Below are 17,399 nucleotides of genomic sequence, written 5' to 3'. Positions count from 1 at the left end.
CGAGTTGGGGGGCCGCGTTGGGGTGGGTCAGCTGAAGTACTCGATGAACGGAATCTTCTTGTCGGGCTGGGAGGCCGTGCCGGCGCTCACGATCGCGGTGGTGCCGGGGCGGGCGTCGGCGTCGGTGGCCTGGACGGCTCCGGAGCGGGCCGGGCCGTTGACGGTCGTCCACGACGAGCCGTTGTAATGCATGTACTGCGTCTTGTTCCCGGTGGTGATCGGGAGCATGACGACGCCGCCGGCGCCGTCGGACGAGAGCCCGATTCCGGACGCGTTCAGCGGGGTGCCGATCGTCTCCCAGGACGTCCCGTCGTAGCGCAGGATCGCGTTGGTGGTCTGGGCGTTCTGCCGGACGCGAAGGACGTAGACGTTCGTCGGCGAGTCGGCCACGATCCGGTGCAGGGTGCCCTGGTAGGCGGGAACGCCCATGTTGCCTGGGACGTCGATCCGCTCCCATGACGTCCCGTTCCAGTGCATCACCAGGCCGGTGATGGACGTGCCGGTGGCGGACGTGGTGCCGGCGAGCCACACGTCGTCCTCGGCGCGGACGTCCACGGCGGTGATCGAGGAGGACGGGGGAAGCGGCACCTGGGGGTCGACCCAGCCGCTTCCCGTCCACCGGAGGATGGCGCTGGGCCCGCCCGAGGCCGCGTCGATGCCGGCGATGGAGTAGGCGGTGCCGTCGGGAGCGGCGGAGACGGCGGTCGGGAAGCCCACCAGCGGGTAGGACACCTCATTCCACTGGGTGCCGTTCCAGTGGAGGCTGGTGGTGCCCCACATGCTGTAGCCGATGATCCACGCCTTGCTGGCGGACGAGACGGCGACGTCGGTGGGTGTGAAGCCGACCGGGCTGGTGTCGGCGGCCCAGGACGAGCCGTTCCAGCGCGCGATCTTGGCCTGGGGGCTGAAGAACGAGCCGGAGGCGCCGACGGCCCACCCCGCGTTCTTGGCGCCGAAGTCGACCCGGTCGAGGCCGCCGTCGTAGTTCAGCGCCGCGCCGGGGATGTCCTTCCAGGCGGCGGCGTGCGCGGGGGCGGCCACGGCGACCGTCCCGGCACCGCAGGCCAGGGCGGTGGCGACCACCAGCACCACGTTGCGTCCCATGTGCCGCCTCCAAGATCATCGCACTGGCGTGGCAAGAGAGTACGGCAATACTTACTGTGAAGTAAGTGGAGCCAGGCAAGAAAATGAAACCGGGCAAGCGGCCGAAGCGGGACGCAACAGGCACTTGCGTCACACATGCCAGGACGCCCGGAACCGGGCAGGTTCCGGGCGTCCTGGGCGGTCGGCCGCCGGGCTGGCTGTGGGGCTGCCAGCGGTGGGCTGCCAGCGGTGGGCTGCCAGCGGTGGGCTGCCAGCGGTTGGGCTACTCGCCCTTCCAGTTCGGCTTGCGCTTCTCGGCGAAGGCCGCCGGTCCCTCCTGGGCGTCCTTGGACGTGAAGACCGGCAGGGTGATGTCCTGCTGCTTCTTCCACGCCTCGGCCGACGTCCAGTCCGCGGACTCCACGATGACCTTCTTGGTCGCCGCGAGCGCCAGCGGGGCGTTCTCGGCGACCTTCAGGGCCAGCTCCTTGGCGGCCGCGAGCGCGCCGCCCGACTCGGCGAGCCGGTTGACGAACCCGAGCTCGGCCATCCGCTCCGCCTGGTACTTGTCGCCGGTGAGGGCGATCTCCATGGCGATGTGGAACGGGATGCGGTTCGGCAGCCGCAGGAGGCCGCCGCCCGCCGCGACCAGACCGCGCTTCGGCTCGGGCAGCCCGAACTGGGCGTCCTTCGCCGCGACGATCATGTCGCAGGCCAGCGCGACCTCGCAGCCGCCCGCGAGCGCGTAGCCCTCGACGGCGGCGATCAGCGGCTTGGCGGCGGGACGCTCGGTGATGCCGGCGAACCCGCGCCCCTCGACGGTCGGGTTGTCGCCCGTCAGGAAACCCTTGAGGTCCATGCCGGAGCAGAACGTCCCGCCCGCGCCGGTGAGGACGCCGATCGACAGGTCCTTGCGGGAGTCGAGCTCCTCGACCGCCGCGGCGATGCCGCGGGCCACGTCGCCGTTGACCGCGTTGCGGGCCTCGGGACGGTTGATGGTGATGACGAGGACGGCACCGTCCTCCTCGGTAAGAACAGCGTCGGTCATTCAGTGCCTCACTTCGGCTGGAAGCGGATACCGCCGTCGAAGCGGATGGTCTCGCCGTTCATGTAGTCGTTCTCGACCAGGGACTTGACGAGGTGCGCGAACTCCGACGCCTTGCCCATCCGCTTCGGGAACGGGACGGGCGCGGCGAGCTTGGCCTTGAACGCGTCCGCGCCCTCGCCCTCGCCGTAGATCGGGGTGTCGATGATGCCGGGGCAGATGGTGTTGACCCGGACGCCGATCGCGGCGAGGTCGCGTGCGGCGGGGAGCGTCATGCCGATGATGCCGCCCTTGGACGCCGAGTAGGCGAGCTGCCCGGTCTGGCCTTCGAGACCGGCGATGGACGCGGTGTTGATCACCACGCCGCGGGCGCCGTCGGCGTCGGCGGGCTCGGTCTTGGAGATCGCGGCGGCGCCGATCCGCATCAGGTTGAAGGTCCCGATCAGGTTGACGCGGATGACGGTCTCGTACGAGGCGAGGTCGTGCGGGGAGCCGTCGCGGTTCACGGTCCGCGACGCCCAGCCGATGCCGGCGCTGTTGACGATGACGCGCAGCGGCTGACCGGTGTCGACGGCGGCCTGGACGGCGGCCTGCACCTGCGCCTCGTCCGACACGTCCGTCTTGACGAAGACGCCGCCGACCTCGCCGGCGAGGGCCTTGCCCTTGTCCTCGTTCAGGTCGGCGATGACCACCTTGGCGCCGTCGGCGGCCAGCGCGCGGACGGTGGCCTCACCGAGGCCGCTCGCGCCACCGGATACGACGGCGGAAACTCCGTTCAGGTCCATAAGCAGCACCTTAAGTCAGGGACCGAATGTGGTTCGGGATGATGTTACCCAGAAGTCACCGCGCGCTCTGCTCACACCCCTGCGGATCACGGAGGCACGTTGTTACCAATAGGCCTTGTCACCCCTCGTTCTTGCTACCCGGCAGGTCGTGCCACCCGGCAGGTCTTGCTTAGCGGCAGGTCTTAGCCGCAGGTCTTAGCCGCAGGTCTTGCTCCGCGGCAGTGTCTTATTACTCACAGGTCACAATAGGGGGGACGTTTCCGCCGCCCGCCTCCGGGCACCCGCCTCGCGAGAGCGAAGGAACCGGGCGTGCGGGGGGACGTCCCCCGCGGGAGGCAGGGCCATGAGCGAGCAACCGGCACAGAGCCAGCCATACCCGGGGCGTACCGGGGACATGGCACCCGAACCACGCGACGAGATGCGCGACTACACGGGTAGCGGCCTGCTGGACGGGCGCCGCGCCCTCATCACCGGCGGCGACTCCGGCATCGGCCGCGCCACCGCCGTCGCGTTCGCCAAGGAGGGCGCCGACGTCGCCATCACGTACCTGGAGGAGGACGACGACGCCCGCCACACCGCACACCTGGTCGAGGACGCCGGACGCCGCTGCTTCACGTTCGGCGGCGACCTGGCCGAGGAACGGCACTGCCGCGAGGTGGTCGAGCACACCGTCCGCGACCTCGGCGGGCTGGACGTCCTCGTCCTGCACCACGGCACGCAGGCGCCGGTGAAGGACGTCCGCGAGATCGACGACGCGCAGCTCCGCCGGACGTTCGACGTGAACGTCTTCGCGCTTTTCTGGACCGTCCAGCAGGCCCTCGACCACCTGGGGCCGGGATCGTCCATCGTCATCACCGGATCCATCAACGGGCTGCGCGGCAACAAGACGCTCATCGACTACTCCGCCAGCAAGGCGGCCGCGATGACGCTCATGGAGTGCCTCGCACAGAACCTCATGGACCGCGAGATCCGCGTCAACTGCGTCGCCCCAGGCCCGGTCTGGACGCCGCTGATTCCAGCGACGTTCGATGCGGAACGCGTCGAAGGCTTCGGCCAGAACGCGCCGATGGGGCGCCCCGCCGACCCCGACGAGATCGCGCCGTCCTACGTGTTCTTCGCCTCCAACCGCCAGTCGTCGTACTACACCGGGCAGACGCTGGTGCCCGCCGGCGGTGAGATCCATCCAGGCTGAGATGGACCTGCGCCAGAGCGACCCTGGCGAACCCGGCTTCGGACGGCGGAAAAGTGGCAGGGGCTTCGTGTATCTCGGTCTCGACGGCCGTCCCTTGAAGGACACCACCGAGAAGGACCGAATCAGATCGCTCGTCATACCGCCCGCCTGGACGGACGTGTGGATCTGCCCTGATGCGGACGGCCACATCCAAGCGATCGGAACGGACGCGGCCGGACGGCGCCAGTACCTCTACCACGAGGCATGGCGAGAACAGCGCGACCGAGAGAAGCACGAACACGTCCTAGAACTCGCCGACCGGCTGCCCAAGGTCCGTGACACGCTCACCGAGCATCTCGCCGGGCGCGGCTACGCCCGGGAACGCGTGCTCGCCGCCGCCGTCCGCCTCATCGACCTCGGCTTCTTCCGGATCGGCGGGGAGACCTACGCGGCGGAGAACGGCACGTTCGGCCTCGCCACCGTCCTGCGCGAGCACGTCACCTGCGGGCGCCGCGAAGTCGCCTTCGAGTACCCGGCGAAGGGCGCGAAGGAGCGATACCAGTCGGTCGCGGAAGAGGACGTGTGCAAGGTCGTGAGCGGCCTCAAGCGCCGCCGCGACGGCTCCCCCGAACTGCTCGCCTACCGCACCCGCGACGGCTGGCACGATGTCACGACCACCGACATCAACGACTTCGTCCGGGAGGTCACCGGCGGCGACTTCACCGCCAAGGACTTCCGCACCTGGCACGCCACCGTCCTCGCGGCGGTCGGGCTGGCCGTGTCGGTCCGCGCCGGAGACAGCGACACCGCCCGGAAACGCGCCGTCGTCCGCGTCGTCAAGGAGGTTGCCGCCTATCTGGGCAACACCCCGGCGGTGGCGCGGGCGTCCTACATCGACCCGCGCGTCATCGACCTGTACCAGGACGGCCGGACGATAGCGCCCGCCCTAAGCGAGCTAGGTGTGGAGACCGCCGAGGGCGAACTCGCCACACAGGGCCCCGCCGAGCGAGCCGTCCTCGACCTACTCCGCTCCACCTGACCCCGCCGCTCCACCTGACCCACCGCTCCACCTGACCCGCCGCCCCGCCTGACCCGCCGCTCCCTCTGGCCCACGCTCCCTCTGGCCCGCGCTCCCTCTGGCCCGCGCTCCGCTCGATGGGACCGGAGGCCGTTGTGCGGGCTGGAGGACGGTCGGCGGGCTGGAGGACGGCCTGCGGAATGGCAATGGTGGACGATCGCGAGATCCCTCCCCTCCACGAGATCTCGCGATCGCCGGCCCACCGGATGTCCCCGCAGAAGCGCGTGCTTCACCAGGCGGAGACGCTTTCTCGTGCGCGTTGTCGGGCGATGGCCTCGGGTGGGTCCAGGTGGTACAGCGCGTAGGCGTGCTGGAGCACGGGCAGGGCGACGTTCCGTACCCGCACCCCACCCGGTGTTAGGCCCTTCTCCGTGCCTTTGTGCGCGTGGCCGTGCACGGCGAGGTCGGCACCGGCCGAGTCGATCGCCTCGCCCATCAGGTAGCTGCCGAGAAAGGGATAGATCTCCAGCGGCTCGCCTTGGAGGGTGTCTTCAGCGGGTGAGTAATGCGTCAGGCTGATGGTGACGTCGGTGTCCAGGTCAAGGAGCGCTGCGCCCAGCCGCCCGGCGAAGTCCTTGGTGGGCTTGACGAAAGCCTTCATCTCCGGTTCGCCGAAGTCGCTGGCGCATTTGCCCTCGAACCCGCCGCCGAATCCCTTGCCACCGGCGATGCCGAGCCTCGTCCCGCCGCAGTCGAGGACCGTGCCGTCCCCCTCCAGGACGGTCACACCGGCGTCGCGCAGGACGTCTGCGATCTCCTCTTCGGCGTCGGAGTGGTAGTCGTGGTTGCCGAGGACCGCGACCACCGGGACCCCGGCGTCGCGCAGCTCGCCCGCCGCGACCCTGCCCTCCTCGACCGTCCCGTGCCTGGTCAGGTCACCGGCGACCAGGAAGACGTCCGCCTGGTCGGTGAGCGCGGACAGGTGCCGCCGGTAGGTCCCGGCGACCTCGGGCCCGACGTGCAGGTCCCCCACCGCAGCCACACGGATCATGAAAGCCTCTCCTCCCCGTCCGGCTCGGCGACCGCGACGACGTGCACCTCGTTGCAGATCTCCCGTCCCTCGGCGGCGGCTCGGGCGGCCTCCTCGACGTCCCGCCGCCGCTCCTCGCTCACGACCTCGCCGCGCAGATGCACCACGTCGCCGCGGACGTCGACGCGGATGCCGAGCTCGTGCGCCTCGGTCGCGAGCCTCTCCTGGATGTGCGCGGACACATATCCGGGCAGATCGGTCACACCACGGCCCCTTTCGATCACCGCCCCCTCCTCTCACTCACCGGACGCCCGCTAACGGAACATCCGGACACGGGACCCCCGGACACGGGACCCCCGGCTCCAAAGCGCCCGGTCAAAGGACGTCCTCCTCGATGACGTCGAGCCGGGCGAGCAGGGTCAGGAAGGCGTAGGCGTACGGGGACCGGGCGGTCTCCGCGGCGACCCGCCGCCAGTCCACCTGCTCCCGCAGCGCCCGGCCCACGTGCAGGAACCCGCTGAAGTCGCAGGCGGTCTCGGTGAACGCCAGCAGCCTCATGATCATCAGATCGGTGGCGGGCAGGACGGGCATGAACACCGCCCCGACCGTCATCTCGTCCGCGCGCCCGAGGAGCTCACCGTCCACCGGACGTCCGGACGGGGTGTGGATCAGGTCGACGAGGTGTTCGCCGTCGTACGCCTTCTCCAGCCAGTTCTCCGGGCTCTCCAGATGCGTCATGCCCACACCGCCGAGCGCGTCCAGTGCCGCCTGGACGTCGCGCTCACGCACCACGAAGTCGACGTCGTGCGTCGACACGGCCGCGCCATGCGCGTACGCGGCGAACCCGCCCGCGAGCGCGTACTCGATCCCGGCGTCCCTGAGCGCGGCGGCGGCGCGCTTCAGGCTCAGCAGCAAGCCGTCCGCCACGCCGCCCGATTCGGGGCCCGGCCCAGCGGTACCGGACCCGCGGCCAATGAGCTTGGGTTCCGTCGGCACAGCCCCCACGCGATCCCTGGTCGATATCGGTCGCGATGGCGGTACCCGGGGACGCGCGGGTCATGCCTCCCCCGCTCCCCCGTCACCCGACCAGCCCGGCACCGGGTCAGCCGGGCACGCTGTATTCGGCGGGCGGCGTCGGCGTCTCGCCGAAGCAGGTGGCGATGGGGTCCTCGATGGAGCACCAGCCCGGCTTGCGTACCGGCACATATCCGGACGGGACGCCCCGGTCCGCGATGATCGACCGGTAGGTCGGCACGGCATCGGTCGGACGGCGCTTCAGGGACGGGTCGGTCAGCACGTCCACCGTGTAAAGGCCGAAACGCGGGCGGTAGCTACCCCACTCGTAGTTGTCGGTGAGGCTCCAGTAGTTGAGGCCCATCATCTTCACGCCTTCGGCCATTGCCCGCTGAACCCAGTACATGTGGTCACGGAGATGGTCGGTGCGCGTGTAGCCGTCCGGGCCCGGCTTGCCGTCATCGGTCGGCATGCCATGTTCCACAATGTAAACGGGCAGGTGCGGCACCCTGCGCTGGTAGTTCTTGAGGACGTAGTACAGCCCTTCCGGCTCCGGATCGATTTTCCAGAGCTCCCCGGTGAGGGCATACGCGGCGGTGAGGTTCTCCAGGTTCGCGCCGTAGTAGTAGTCGATCCCGATGAAGTCGAGCTTGTCTGTGACGTCGTTGAACAGGGCCGCGTCAAAGATGCCGTTGAAGGCCGAGCCGTACGCGACGTTGCTCGACACCATGGCGTCCGGATCGATCCTGTGAATCATGTCGTAGGCGGCGCGGTGCGTCTTGATGAGGGCGTCGCGCATCGTCAGCAGCTGCCCGATGTTCATCGGACGGAACCTCAGCTCCCTGTAGATGTAGGAGCTGGCCTCGTTGAAAGTGATCCAGATGACGTCATCGTCCTTGTACCGGTCGACGATGAACTTGGCATTGCGCAGCCAGTCCTTCTGGGTCTGCGGGTTGTCCCACGCGCCTTGGTCGGCGACCCACCCGGGGTACACCCAGTGGTCGAGCGTGAGCATCGGCCGCATCCCGTTCGCCTTGATCTGGCGGATGAGGTCGTCGTAATAGGCGATCGCTTCCGGGTCACGATGGCCCCGGCGCGGCTCGATCCGGGACCACTCGACAGAGGTGCGGAAGACCTTGACGCCGAGGTCCTTGGCGAGCTTCAGGTCACCGGGGTAACGGTTTTTGAAGTCGACGGAGTCGCCGTAGGGGTGCTCGACGCCGGAGCCCCCCTCCTTCGCGTACCTCGTCCAGTTGCTGTCGGGGAAGGACCCTTCGCTCTGGAAGCCGGACATGGAAACGCCCCAGAGGAAGCCGGGCGGGAACTTGGCCGTCCCCGACCCGGTGGTAGCGGACGCCGTGGTCGGGGACGCCGTGGTCGGGGACGCGGCGGCGGGGGGTGCGGCGGTCAGCGTGAGCGCGACCGAGGCGATGAGGGCTGAAAGGACGTGCACCGGGCGTGCTCTGCCGGACCTGCCGAACACAGGGCTCCCTCCGGAAACCGGACATGAATGTCCCTCGGACTACAGGCGGCCCAGGCGTCCCCGTCAACCCCTGCCCATGACCGAATCCGGCTATCCAGGCCGACCGCTCCACCAGCCATCCCACACCGAGAGAGACGGCCGACCGGCGGTCGGAGAAGCATCAGAAATGGCCAGAATTGACCATATTTAGCGATCTGTGATCAATCCAACCACCTCCACTCCCCCCTGAGCGAGTTTTCCACAGAACGTTGTTCTACTGACCCGCCTCCCCCCGGAGCGCGAGCATGGACGTCGATCTTCATTCGGGATCGGTGACGCGTCTCACACATTCCGGAATGAGTTCGTGATCGGTGCAGGGCATGGCGGGACGCCCGTCCCGTTGCCAGTGCCTGCCGACACGGAATTTGCCGAGGGGGATTTGCCATGTTCGCCCAAGCCTGCCTACGTTCCTGCTCGGTTCATGCGGCACGGAAGGCCGCCCGGACAACAGAACACGCACTCCGACGAGCGGCTGCGGCGTACCGCCGGCACTTCGGTGCACGGCCGTCGCGAGCCCCCGCGGCCGTCCCTGTGGACCCCGCCCGGCAAGCCGCCGTCGGCCGCCGAATCCGTGCAGCCGAGAGGCACGGAACCGGACGCGGCCGTGATTCCGCTGCCTCGCTTTGGAGTCGCACGGCCGCCGCATCCCGAATCCATGGTGAACACCCCGTGGATGACGGCTGCCCGGTAGGCATCACCCGCGAAGTCTGGAGTCATTCTGAACACCCCCCGAATCACCCCGAAGACCGCAATCACCACTGGCGTCCTCACCTCGGCCGCGGCGCTGGGAGCGTCCCTCCTCACGGCGGTCCCCGCGGAAGCGGCGGCACCACCGCAGGAGGCCGCCCTCACGGCCGCCAAGCCCTCGACGTCCCGGTCCGCCAAGCAGAAGAAGCGCGCGGCCCATGCCGTGAAGTACGCCTCGAAGCAGATAGGCGACCCGTACCGCTACGGCGGGACGGGCCCGGGTTCGTGGGATTGCTCGGGCCTCGCCGGAGGCGCCTGGCGCAAGGCCGGGGTGAAACTCCCCCGCACCAGCCAGCAGATCTACCGCGCCGTCGGCAAGAAGGTCTCCTGGAAGGGAGCCGTCAAGGGCGACCTGCTGTTCTTCTACGGCAGCCGGACCCACATGGGCATCTACGCCGGGCACGGCTACATGATCCATGCCCCCAACTCCGGCTCCAAGGTCAAGAAGATCAAGCTGAACGGGTACTACAAGCGCAACTTCAACGGCGGTGTCCGTCCGGGCCTCTAACCGAGGCCCCACTGCGCACCGGCACGAACGCCCACTGGCGGCGGCCGAGCACTCGGCCCCGGCCGGGAATCCACCGGCCGGGGCCGACCTGGCGCCCACCGCTCAGCGGCGAGCACCCGGCGACGCCCCGGCCCCCGCCGTCCCCGTCCGCGCCGCTAGGCCGGCCCGTCCCGCAGCGGCGACTCGCCCTCTCTTCAGGTGAGGGCTGGGTAGTCCGTGTAGCCGTTGTGGTCGCCGCCGTAGAACGTCGTCTTGTCAGCCTCGTTGTAGGGGCCGCCGGCCTTGATGCGGGCGGGCAGGTCCGGGTTGGCCAGCCACAGTTCGCCGAACGCGACCGCATCGGCCACGCCGTCCCGCAGCGCCTGGGCGCCGTCCTCCGGCTTCGAGGGGAACGACTCGGGCGTCGGGTGCGGGTTGAGGATCAGCGTGCCCGGCCACTCGGCGCGGATCCTGAGGGTGAGGCTCCGGTCTCCTTCCTCCAGGACGTGCAGATAGGCGATGCCGTAGGGCGCGAGGGCCGCCAGCAGTGCCGAATACAACTCCGGAGTGTCGCTCTCGCTGAGGCCCTGTGCGCTGCCGCCCGGAGACACGCGCAGGCCCACCCGCTCGGGGCCGACCGCGTCGGACACCGCCTCGACGGCCTCGACGGCGAACCTGATGCGGTTCTCGATGGTGCCGCCGTACGCGTCCGTCCGCGTGTTGCTGCCGTCGGCGAGGAACTGCTGGATCAGGTAGCCGTTCGCGCCGTGCAGTTCCACCCCGTCGAAACCGGCCGTGATCGCGTTGCGCGCCGAGGCTGCGAACTCCTCGACGGCCTGCGCGATGTCGTCCAGCGTCATCTCGCGGGGTTCGGGGTGGTCCAGCATGCCGTCCGCCGTGAACAGCTGCTCCCCGGACGCGATCGGCGACGGCCCGAGCGGCAGCCCGCCGTCCGGGTAAAGGACGGGGTGACCGACACGGCCCGCGTGCATCAACTGGGCGAAGATCCGTCCACCCTCTGCGTGGACGGCGTCGGTCACCTTCCGCCATGCCTCCACCTGGTCGTCCGAGTGCAGACCCGGCGTGAGGATGTACCCCTGGCCCCGGACGCTCGGCTGCGTGCCCTCCGTGATGATCAGCCCGGCCCCGGCGCGCTGCCTGTAGTACTCGGCGGTCAACTCGGTCACAGTGCCGTGCTCGGTGGCCCGGCTGCGGGTCATCGGCGCCATCACCAGGCGGTTGGACAGCTCCAGCTTCCCCGCGGACAGTGGCTCGAACAGTTCCTGCATTTGCTCCTCCTAGTGCGTTCTCGCTGGTCAAGAACGTACGAGCCGTTAGCTACGGGGCGAATCCGTATGACTTCGGTAGTTCGCCCCGTAGTTTGGTTGCGTGCTCTACGGGCGGAACGACGAACAAGCGCGAATCTCCTCGGTCCTCGCGGAGGCACGCGACCACGGGCGCAGCGGCGCGCTCGTCCTGCGCGGCGAGGCCGGTATCGGGAAGTCGGCGCTGCTCACCGAGGCGGCCGCGCTCCTCCCGTCGGACGGACCGCCGCACGTCCTGCGGGTGACCGGCGTCGAGGCGGAGTCCGACATCCCGTACGCCGGCCTCACCCAACTGCTGTGGCCCGTCCGGGAGCGGCTCGGCCCCCTCCCGCCCCCGCAGGCCGCCGCACTCGGCTCCGCGCTCGGCGGCGGGGACACCGCGTCCACCGAAGCCGCGCGGGACCGCTTCACCACCGGCCTGGCCGTCCTGACGCTCCTCGCCGACCTCGCCGAGGAGAACGGCCCCGTCCTCGTCCTGGTGGACGACGCACAGTGGCTCGACAGCGCGACCGCCGAGGCACTGCTGTTCGCGACGCGGCGGCTGGCGGCCGAAGGGGTGGTGATGCTGTTCGCCGCGCGGGACGACGTGTTCGACGGCACCGGCCTCCCGGAACTGCGCCTGGAGAGGATGGGGGACGCCGACGCCGAACGGCTCCTCGCGGCTCGCGACCTGCCGCCCACCGTCCGCGCCCGGGTGATCCGGGAGGCGGCCGGCAATCCGCTTGCCCTGGAGGAACTGAGCGCCGTCCCGACGAGCCTCGCGCACGGCCCCGACCCGCTGCCCGTGGCCGACCGGGTCCTCGCCTCGTTCCGGGCGCAGATCGGCCGCCTCCCGGAGAGCGCGCGGCTGATGCTGCTGATCGCGGCGGCGGAGGGGCGCGGGCACATGGCGTCGATGCTGAGCGCGGCGCGCACCATGGGGGTGGGCCTCGCCGACCTGGAAGAGGCCGAACGCGCGCGGCTGGTGGCGGTCAGCGGACGCAGCCTCTCCTTCCGCCACCCGCTGATCAAGGTGGCCTCGTACCACGGCTCGGTCGCCGCGCTGCGCATCGCCGTCCACCAAGCGCTCGCCGACAGCGCCGACGACCCGGGCTGCCGCGCCCGGCACCGCGCGTCCGCCACCCTGGCACCCGACGAGGACGTCGCCGCCGACATCGAGAGCTCCGCGGAGCGCGCCCATGGCCGCTTGGCCTACGCGACGGCGGCCGGGCTCTACCGCCAGGCGGCGGATCTGACGCCCGCCCCGCACGTGCGCGCCACCCGGCTCGGCTCCGCCGCATCCATGATCCTTCAGGCGGGACGGCTCGACGAGGCCGAGAACCTGGCCGCCGAAGCGGAGAGGCTCACGACCGCCCCCGACGGGCTGGCGCGGCTCGTCCGCGTCCACGCCACCATCGAGTACGAGCGCGGCGACCCGCGCGCCGCGTCCCGCATGATGGTCGACGCCGCGTCCATGATGGTCGACGCCGCCTTCCCGGTGATCGGCAATGGCGCCGGCGCGGCACCGGACGAGCGCGCCGCGATGCTGCGAACCGGCGCCATGTACGGCTGGACGTCCGGCGAGCTGCCCGCCGTACTGCGAGCCGCCGAACTGCTCCCCGACGACCGCACGATCAACGGCCTGGCTCTCCTCGCCGAAGGCGATCACACGCGCGGACTCCCCCTCCTCGACCAGCAGATCGCCGAAATCCGAACCGGCACGAGTCACCAGACCGGCACGAGTCACCAGACGGGCACCGCCCAGCGCGACACCGGCGGCTCGGAACAACACGCAGGCACCACCGGGCACGACCCCTGCCGCTCGGAACAACACGCAGGCACCACCGGGCACGACCCGTGCGGCTCGGGACGCCGCGACGCCACTGCCGGGCGCAACGACGCCACAGCCGGGTGCAACGACGACGGCACGGGACACCGCAACGGCACCGCTTACCACGGCGGTATGGGCGACCCCGCCGGGTCCGAGAAGGCGGGTTTCGGGGCTCGTGAACGCATTCGTGGCGGGGCGGGACAGGGCCACGGTTCCGGAGAGCGGGGAACCGGGTCTGGGGGGCTTCTCCTCGGCGCGGGAGGTCAGGTGCTCCGTGCGGGGAGTCTGGCGTGGGGGGCGCAGGTGGCGTTGATCGTCGGAGACGATGAGGCGGCACTGGAGTTGGCGGCGGCCGAGGTCGCGCATTCCCGGCGGCACGGTCTGATCGGCGCACTGCCCACCATCCTGCAGACGCTGGCCCAGACGCAGATCGCGGTCGGCCGGCACTCGGACGCGGAGGCCACCGTCGCCGAGGCGATCGCGCTGGCCCGCGACACCGGCCGTCCCCACTGCGAGGGACGGCTCGGCGCCGTGCTGTCGCGCGTCGCGGCGATCGAGGGCGACGAGGCCCGGCTGCGCGAGCTGGTCGCCCCCGGCTCGATCACCGGGACCCCGCAGCCGCACGGCGGCCTCGCCGACAGCGCGCTGGCGCTGCTCGACCTCGGTCTCGGCCGCCACGACGACGCGCTGCGCCGCCTCGAAGAGATCGCCCGCGGTCCCCGCCGCCACAGCACGGACAGCATGGTCTCCGCCGCCGACCAGGTCGAGGCGGCCGTGCGTTCCGGACACGCCGAACTCGCTCGCGCCGCCTTCGGACGGTTCCGCGCCTGGGCCGAGGCGGGAAGGCAGACGTGGGCGCTCGCCATGGCCCTGCACTGCGAAGCCCTGCTGACCGATACCGAGGACGCGTATGCGCGGGCCGTCCAGCTACATGAGCGGTCGACGCGGCCGTTCGAACGGGCCCGCACGAAACTCCTCTACGGCGAGTGGCTCAGGCGCGCCCGCCGACGGTCCGAGGCACGTGTTCAGCTTCGTTCGGCGGGGGAGGTCTTCGAGCGCCTCCGCGCCACCCCATGGCTGGACCGCACGCGCGCCGAACTACGCGCAACCGGTGAATCCGGTCCCTCCACACCCACGTCCCCGGTTCTCCTCGACCGTCTCACTCCACAGGAGCTTCAAGTCGTGCGCCTGGCGGCGTCGGGCACGAGCAGCCGCGAGATAGCCGCCCAGCTGTTCCTCAGCCCGCGGACGGTGGAGTACCACCTTTACAAGGCGTATCCGAAGCTCGGTATCTCGTCACGCAAGGAACTGTCCGGCCTCACCCTGGAGCCCGCCACCGCATGACGACGCACGCGTACACGGCTCTCCAAAGCCTCGCTCTAGGGGACGCTCTAGGCTCCCAGTTCTTCGTCCCGGCCAACCGCCCCGCCTACGAGGCGCAGACCCTTCCCCCTGGGCCTTGGCAGTGGACGGACGACACCGAGATGGCGGCGTCCATCTACCTCGTCCTCACGCGCCACGGCGCCATCGACCAGGACGCTCTTGCCGCGAGCTTCGCGGAGCGGCACGATTTCGACCGCGGCTATGGCCCGTCCACAGGACGGCTTCTGCGGCTCATCCGTGAAGGGGGCGACTGGCGCACCCTCGCCAGGGAACCGTTCGACGGCGCCGGCTCATGGGGAAACGGCGCCGCGATGCGTGTCGCACCCATCGGCGCCTGGTTCGCGGACGACCCGGCTGAAGCAGCCCGCCAAGCCGCGCTCTCCGCCGAGGTAACGCACCCTCATCCCGAGGCGGTAGCGGGTGCGATGGCCGTGGCCGTCGCCGCAGCCATCGCACCCGCCGCACCACCGCCCGGCAAGTTCATCGACGAGGTCCTCCGCCACGTCCCGTCCGGCACGGTTCACCAGGGCATCGCGGAGGCCCGCCGCCTGCTGACGATCGGCGACCCGGCCACGGCGTCCGCCGTCCTCGGGAACGGGCGTCAGGTCGCCGCGCACGACACCGTCCCGTTCACCCTTTGGGCCGCCGCACGGCACCTCGGCGACTACGAACGCGCGTTCTGGACGACCGCCGCGGCCGGCGGAGACATCGACACCACCTGCGCCATCGTCGGCGGCATCATCGGCGGCGCCCCTGCGGCCTGGCTGCCCGACTGCGAACCGCTGCCGTCCTGGGCGCTGTGATCCCGCCGCGTCATGACCCCGCGCGTCTTGACCCCGCGCGCTATGACAGGGTGCGGGCGAGGAACTCCACGGTGAGCCGCCACGCCCGCTCCGCGGGTTCCGGCTGGTAGAACATCGGCGCCTTGCGGTTGTGGAAGGCGTGCCCGCCGTCCTCCTGGACGTGGATCTCCATGCCATCGCGCCCGTCCACCGCGCGCTCCACCTTGGCGACGTCCTCCCGGGGGATGTACGGGTCGTCCCCACCGAAGTGGAACTGCACCGGACTCCGGATGGCGTCGATCTGCTCCAAGGCGCCCGGCACACCCGACCCGTAGAACGACACCAGAGAATCGATCTCGGCCCTGGCCCCCAGCAGGTACGCGAGCATCCCACCGAAGCAGAACCCCACGACACCGACCTTGCCGACCTCCGGCAGCCCCTTCAGAACCGCCAGCGCCGCCGCCGCGTCCTCGACACCCTTCTCCCAGTCGAACTGGGAGACCATCGACAGCCCCTTCGGGACCGCCTCCTCGTTGTGCACGACCGCCCATCCCGGCTCGATCCGCCAGAACATGTCGGGTGCCGCCACGACATACCCGAGCGCCACCAGATCCTCGGCGACCGCCTCCATGTAGTCGCCGACCCCGAAGATCTCCTGGACGAGCAGGATGCCCGGTCCCCCGCCCTCCGGGGCCCACACGTGCAGGTTGAACTCACCGTCCGGAACAACAACCTTCTCAATGCGCGTCATATCACCCGATGATCGCGTAAACGGCGCTCGCATGCGCGACGGTCTTCGAATCGGCGGTCATGTCGATCTCCGCGAACGCCAGCGTCCGCCCCAGCTTCGTCAGCTCGACCGCCACCAGCACGTCCCGTTCCACCACGGGCCGCTGGAACGAAGTGCTGAGCTGCACCGTCGTCATGGGGACGAAAGCACCCTTCGCCCCCGATACGGCGATCACCACCGCCGTGTCGGCCGCCGCCATCAACGCCTGCCCGGACAGGGCACCGCCCTCCCGGGCCAGCCGATCCGACCACGGCAGCCGCAGCACCGCCGCGCCGTCCCCGACCTCCTCGACGAGGAGCCCAAGGTCCAGCACCCACGGCGCGAAGTTCTCACGCAGGATTTCTTCAGGGTTCACCGTCACATGATGCACGCTGAGGACATGCACGAGGAGATCTTCCTGCCGTCCACCTACACGACCGGCGTCCCGTACGAGACCTTCAAGAAGCTGCGGGCCCGATCACCCGTCACCTGGGTGCCCGAACCCGCCGTCGGTCCCTGGCCGGCCGGTCCCGGCTACTGGGCGGTCTTCCGGCACGCCGACGTCAAACACGTCCTGCGCTCCCCGGACCTGTTCTCCTCGAACCTCGGCGCCACCCAGATCCGCGACCCCGACACGCCCGAGGATCTCGCCTTCGTCCGCGCGATGATGCTCAACCAGGACCCGCCCGGCCACTCCCGCCTCCGCCGCATCGTCGCCGCCGCGTTCACCCCCCGCGCCGTCCGCGCCCTGGAAGACACGATCAACGCCAGAGCCCGCACGCTCGTCGCCTCCGCCCTCAACGAGGACGCCGACTTCGTCGAACTCGCGGCCGACCTCCCCGTCTGGACGCTGGCCCACATCATGGGCGTCCCCGACACCGACCGCCGTCTCCTCTACGACTGGGCGTCCCGCGTCATCGGCTACCAGGACGACGAATACGCCGGCCTCTCCACAGCCGACACCGCCCCGATGAGCCCCATGGCCCGCGAGGCGCTGCAACACCGTCCCACCACCTCGACCCATCCGGACGGCCGTCCCATCAACCCCCGCTCCTACACGGCCCTGGCCGACATGTTCGCCTACGCCCACGCCCTGGCAGCCGAGAAGCACAGGCGCCCGTCGGACGACATCATGTCCCGCATGCTCGAAGGCGGCCTCACCGCCCAAGAGTTCGAGAACATGTTCTTCCTCTTCGCGGTGGCCGGGAACGAAACCCTCCGCAACGGCATCCCCGGCGGCCTCCTCACCCTCCTCGACCACCCGTCCGAACTGGCCCGCCTCCGCGCCGACCCGTCCCTCCTCCCGTCCGCCGTCGAGGAGATGCTCCGCTACTGGCCCCCGGTCATGGACTTCCGCCGCACAGCCACGACACCCCTGCAACTCTCCGGCCGCACCATCGACGCCGGCGACAAGGTGGTCGTCTACCA

16 protein-coding genes are annotated in these 17,399 nt (G+C 70.2%); 6 read left to right on the top strand and 10 right to left on the bottom strand.

All coding sequences use genetic code 11. The features are described from left to right. Positions 1-27: 27 nt before the first annotated feature. The 3 genes from E1285_RS34535 to E1285_RS34525 all read right to left on the bottom strand — a co-directional run bounded on the left by E1285_RS34535 (position 28) and on the right by E1285_RS34525 (position 2,913). Complete coding sequence (locus E1285_RS34535; RefSeq protein ID WP_132158784.1) at positions 28-1,104, bottom strand: hypothetical protein; 1,077 nt, start codon at positions 1,102-1,104, stop codon at positions 28-30. A 262-nt stretch (positions 1,105-1,366) separates the two neighbouring features. Further along, positions 1,367-2,131, bottom strand: coding sequence for a crotonase/enoyl-CoA hydratase family protein (locus E1285_RS34530; RefSeq protein ID WP_132158783.1), 765 nt, complete (start codon positions 2,129-2,131; stop codon positions 1,367-1,369). A gap of 8 nt (positions 2,132-2,139) precedes the next feature. Then, positions 2,140-2,913: an SDR family NAD(P)-dependent oxidoreductase gene (locus tag E1285_RS34525; protein WP_132158782.1), complete on the bottom strand. Its 774-nt coding sequence runs from the start codon at positions 2,911-2,913 to the stop codon at positions 2,140-2,142. A gap of 343 nt (positions 2,914-3,256) precedes the next feature. On the opposite strand from E1285_RS34525, the gene E1285_RS34520 reads away from it, so the two are divergent. Then, a complete protein-coding gene (locus E1285_RS34520; protein ID WP_132158781.1) occupies positions 3,257-4,105 on the top strand; it encodes an SDR family oxidoreductase in 849 nt (282 codons plus the stop codon). A 67-nt stretch (positions 4,106-4,172) separates the two neighbouring features. Then, entirely contained in the window at positions 4,173-5,123 is a 951-nt protein-coding gene (locus tag E1285_RS34515; RefSeq protein WP_243723250.1) for a DNA topoisomerase IB, read from the top strand. 268 nt (positions 5,124-5,391) lie between these two features. Here the strand turns inward: E1285_RS34515 and E1285_RS34510 are convergent, their stop codons facing one another. From E1285_RS34510 to E1285_RS34495, 4 genes are all read right to left on the bottom strand, one after another. Then, on the bottom strand, positions 5,392-6,153 hold the full coding sequence (locus tag E1285_RS34510) for a metallophosphoesterase (protein ID WP_132158779.1): 762 nt from the start codon (positions 6,151-6,153) through the stop codon (positions 5,392-5,394). Beyond that, entirely contained in the window at positions 6,150-6,395 is a 246-nt protein-coding gene (locus tag E1285_RS34505) for a BON domain-containing protein (protein WP_132158778.1), read from the bottom strand. The genes E1285_RS34510 and E1285_RS34505 overlap by 4 nt, the downstream gene beginning before the upstream one ends. A 112-nt stretch (positions 6,396-6,507) precedes the next feature. Continuing rightward, positions 6,508-7,059, bottom strand: a complete 552-nt coding sequence (locus E1285_RS34500; RefSeq protein ID WP_132158777.1) for a nucleotidyltransferase — start codon at positions 7,057-7,059, stop codon at positions 6,508-6,510. A 175-nt stretch (positions 7,060-7,234) separates the two neighbouring features. Beyond that, positions 7,235-8,599 carry a family 1 glycosylhydrolase gene (locus tag E1285_RS34495; protein ID WP_132158776.1) on the bottom strand — a complete coding sequence of 455 codons (1,365 nt, stop codon included), beginning with the start codon at positions 8,597-8,599 and terminating at the stop codon, positions 7,235-7,237. A 979-nt stretch (positions 8,600-9,578) separates the two neighbouring features. Here E1285_RS34495 and E1285_RS34490 point away from each other — a divergent pair. Continuing rightward, positions 9,579-9,923 carry a C40 family peptidase gene (locus tag E1285_RS34490; RefSeq protein ID WP_243723249.1) on the top strand — a complete coding sequence of 115 codons (345 nt, stop codon included), beginning with the start codon at positions 9,579-9,581 and terminating at the stop codon, positions 9,921-9,923. Between the two features lie 194 nt (positions 9,924-10,117). On the opposite strand, the gene E1285_RS34485 is transcribed toward E1285_RS34490, so the two are convergent. Next, positions 10,118-11,191, bottom strand: coding sequence for an alkene reductase (locus tag E1285_RS34485; protein ID WP_132158774.1), 1,074 nt, complete (start codon positions 11,189-11,191; stop codon positions 10,118-10,120). 100 nt (positions 11,192-11,291) lie between these two features. Between E1285_RS34485 and E1285_RS34480 the strand changes: the two genes are divergently transcribed. Then, on the top strand, positions 11,292-14,381 hold the full coding sequence (locus E1285_RS34480; protein WP_132158773.1) for a LuxR family transcriptional regulator: 3,090 nt from the start codon (positions 11,292-11,294) through the stop codon (positions 14,379-14,381). Next, positions 14,378-15,223, top strand: a complete 846-nt coding sequence (locus E1285_RS34475; RefSeq protein ID WP_132158772.1) for an ADP-ribosylglycohydrolase family protein — start codon at positions 14,378-14,380, stop codon at positions 15,221-15,223. Before E1285_RS34480 ends, E1285_RS34475 begins: the two co-directional genes overlap by 4 nt. A 40-nt stretch (positions 15,224-15,263) precedes the next feature. Here the strand turns inward: E1285_RS34475 and E1285_RS34470 are convergent, their stop codons facing one another. Further along, positions 15,264-15,953: a dienelactone hydrolase family protein gene (locus E1285_RS34470; protein ID WP_132158771.1), complete on the bottom strand. Its 690-nt coding sequence runs from the start codon at positions 15,951-15,953 to the stop codon at positions 15,264-15,266. 1 nt (position 15,954) lies between these two features. Then, complete coding sequence (locus E1285_RS34465; protein ID WP_207947022.1) at positions 15,955-16,377, bottom strand: PaaI family thioesterase; 423 nt, start codon at positions 16,375-16,377, stop codon at positions 15,955-15,957. Between E1285_RS34465 and E1285_RS34460 the strand changes: the two genes are divergently transcribed. Next, positions 16,372-17,399, top strand: a 1,028-nt coding sequence (locus E1285_RS34460) for a cytochrome P450 (protein WP_132158770.1), incomplete at its 3' end; no start/stop codon positions are given. The two genes, E1285_RS34465 and E1285_RS34460, sit on opposite strands and share 6 nt — an antisense overlap.

It is taken from the genome of Actinomadura sp. 7K507 (assembly GCF_004348425.1).
In the GTDB taxonomy this organism is placed as follows: Bacteria; Actinomycetota; Actinomycetes; order Streptosporangiales; family Streptosporangiaceae; genus Spirillospora.
The sequence above is the reverse complement of the archived record's forward strand: the minus strand, read 5'-3'. Positions and strand labels throughout refer to the sequence as shown.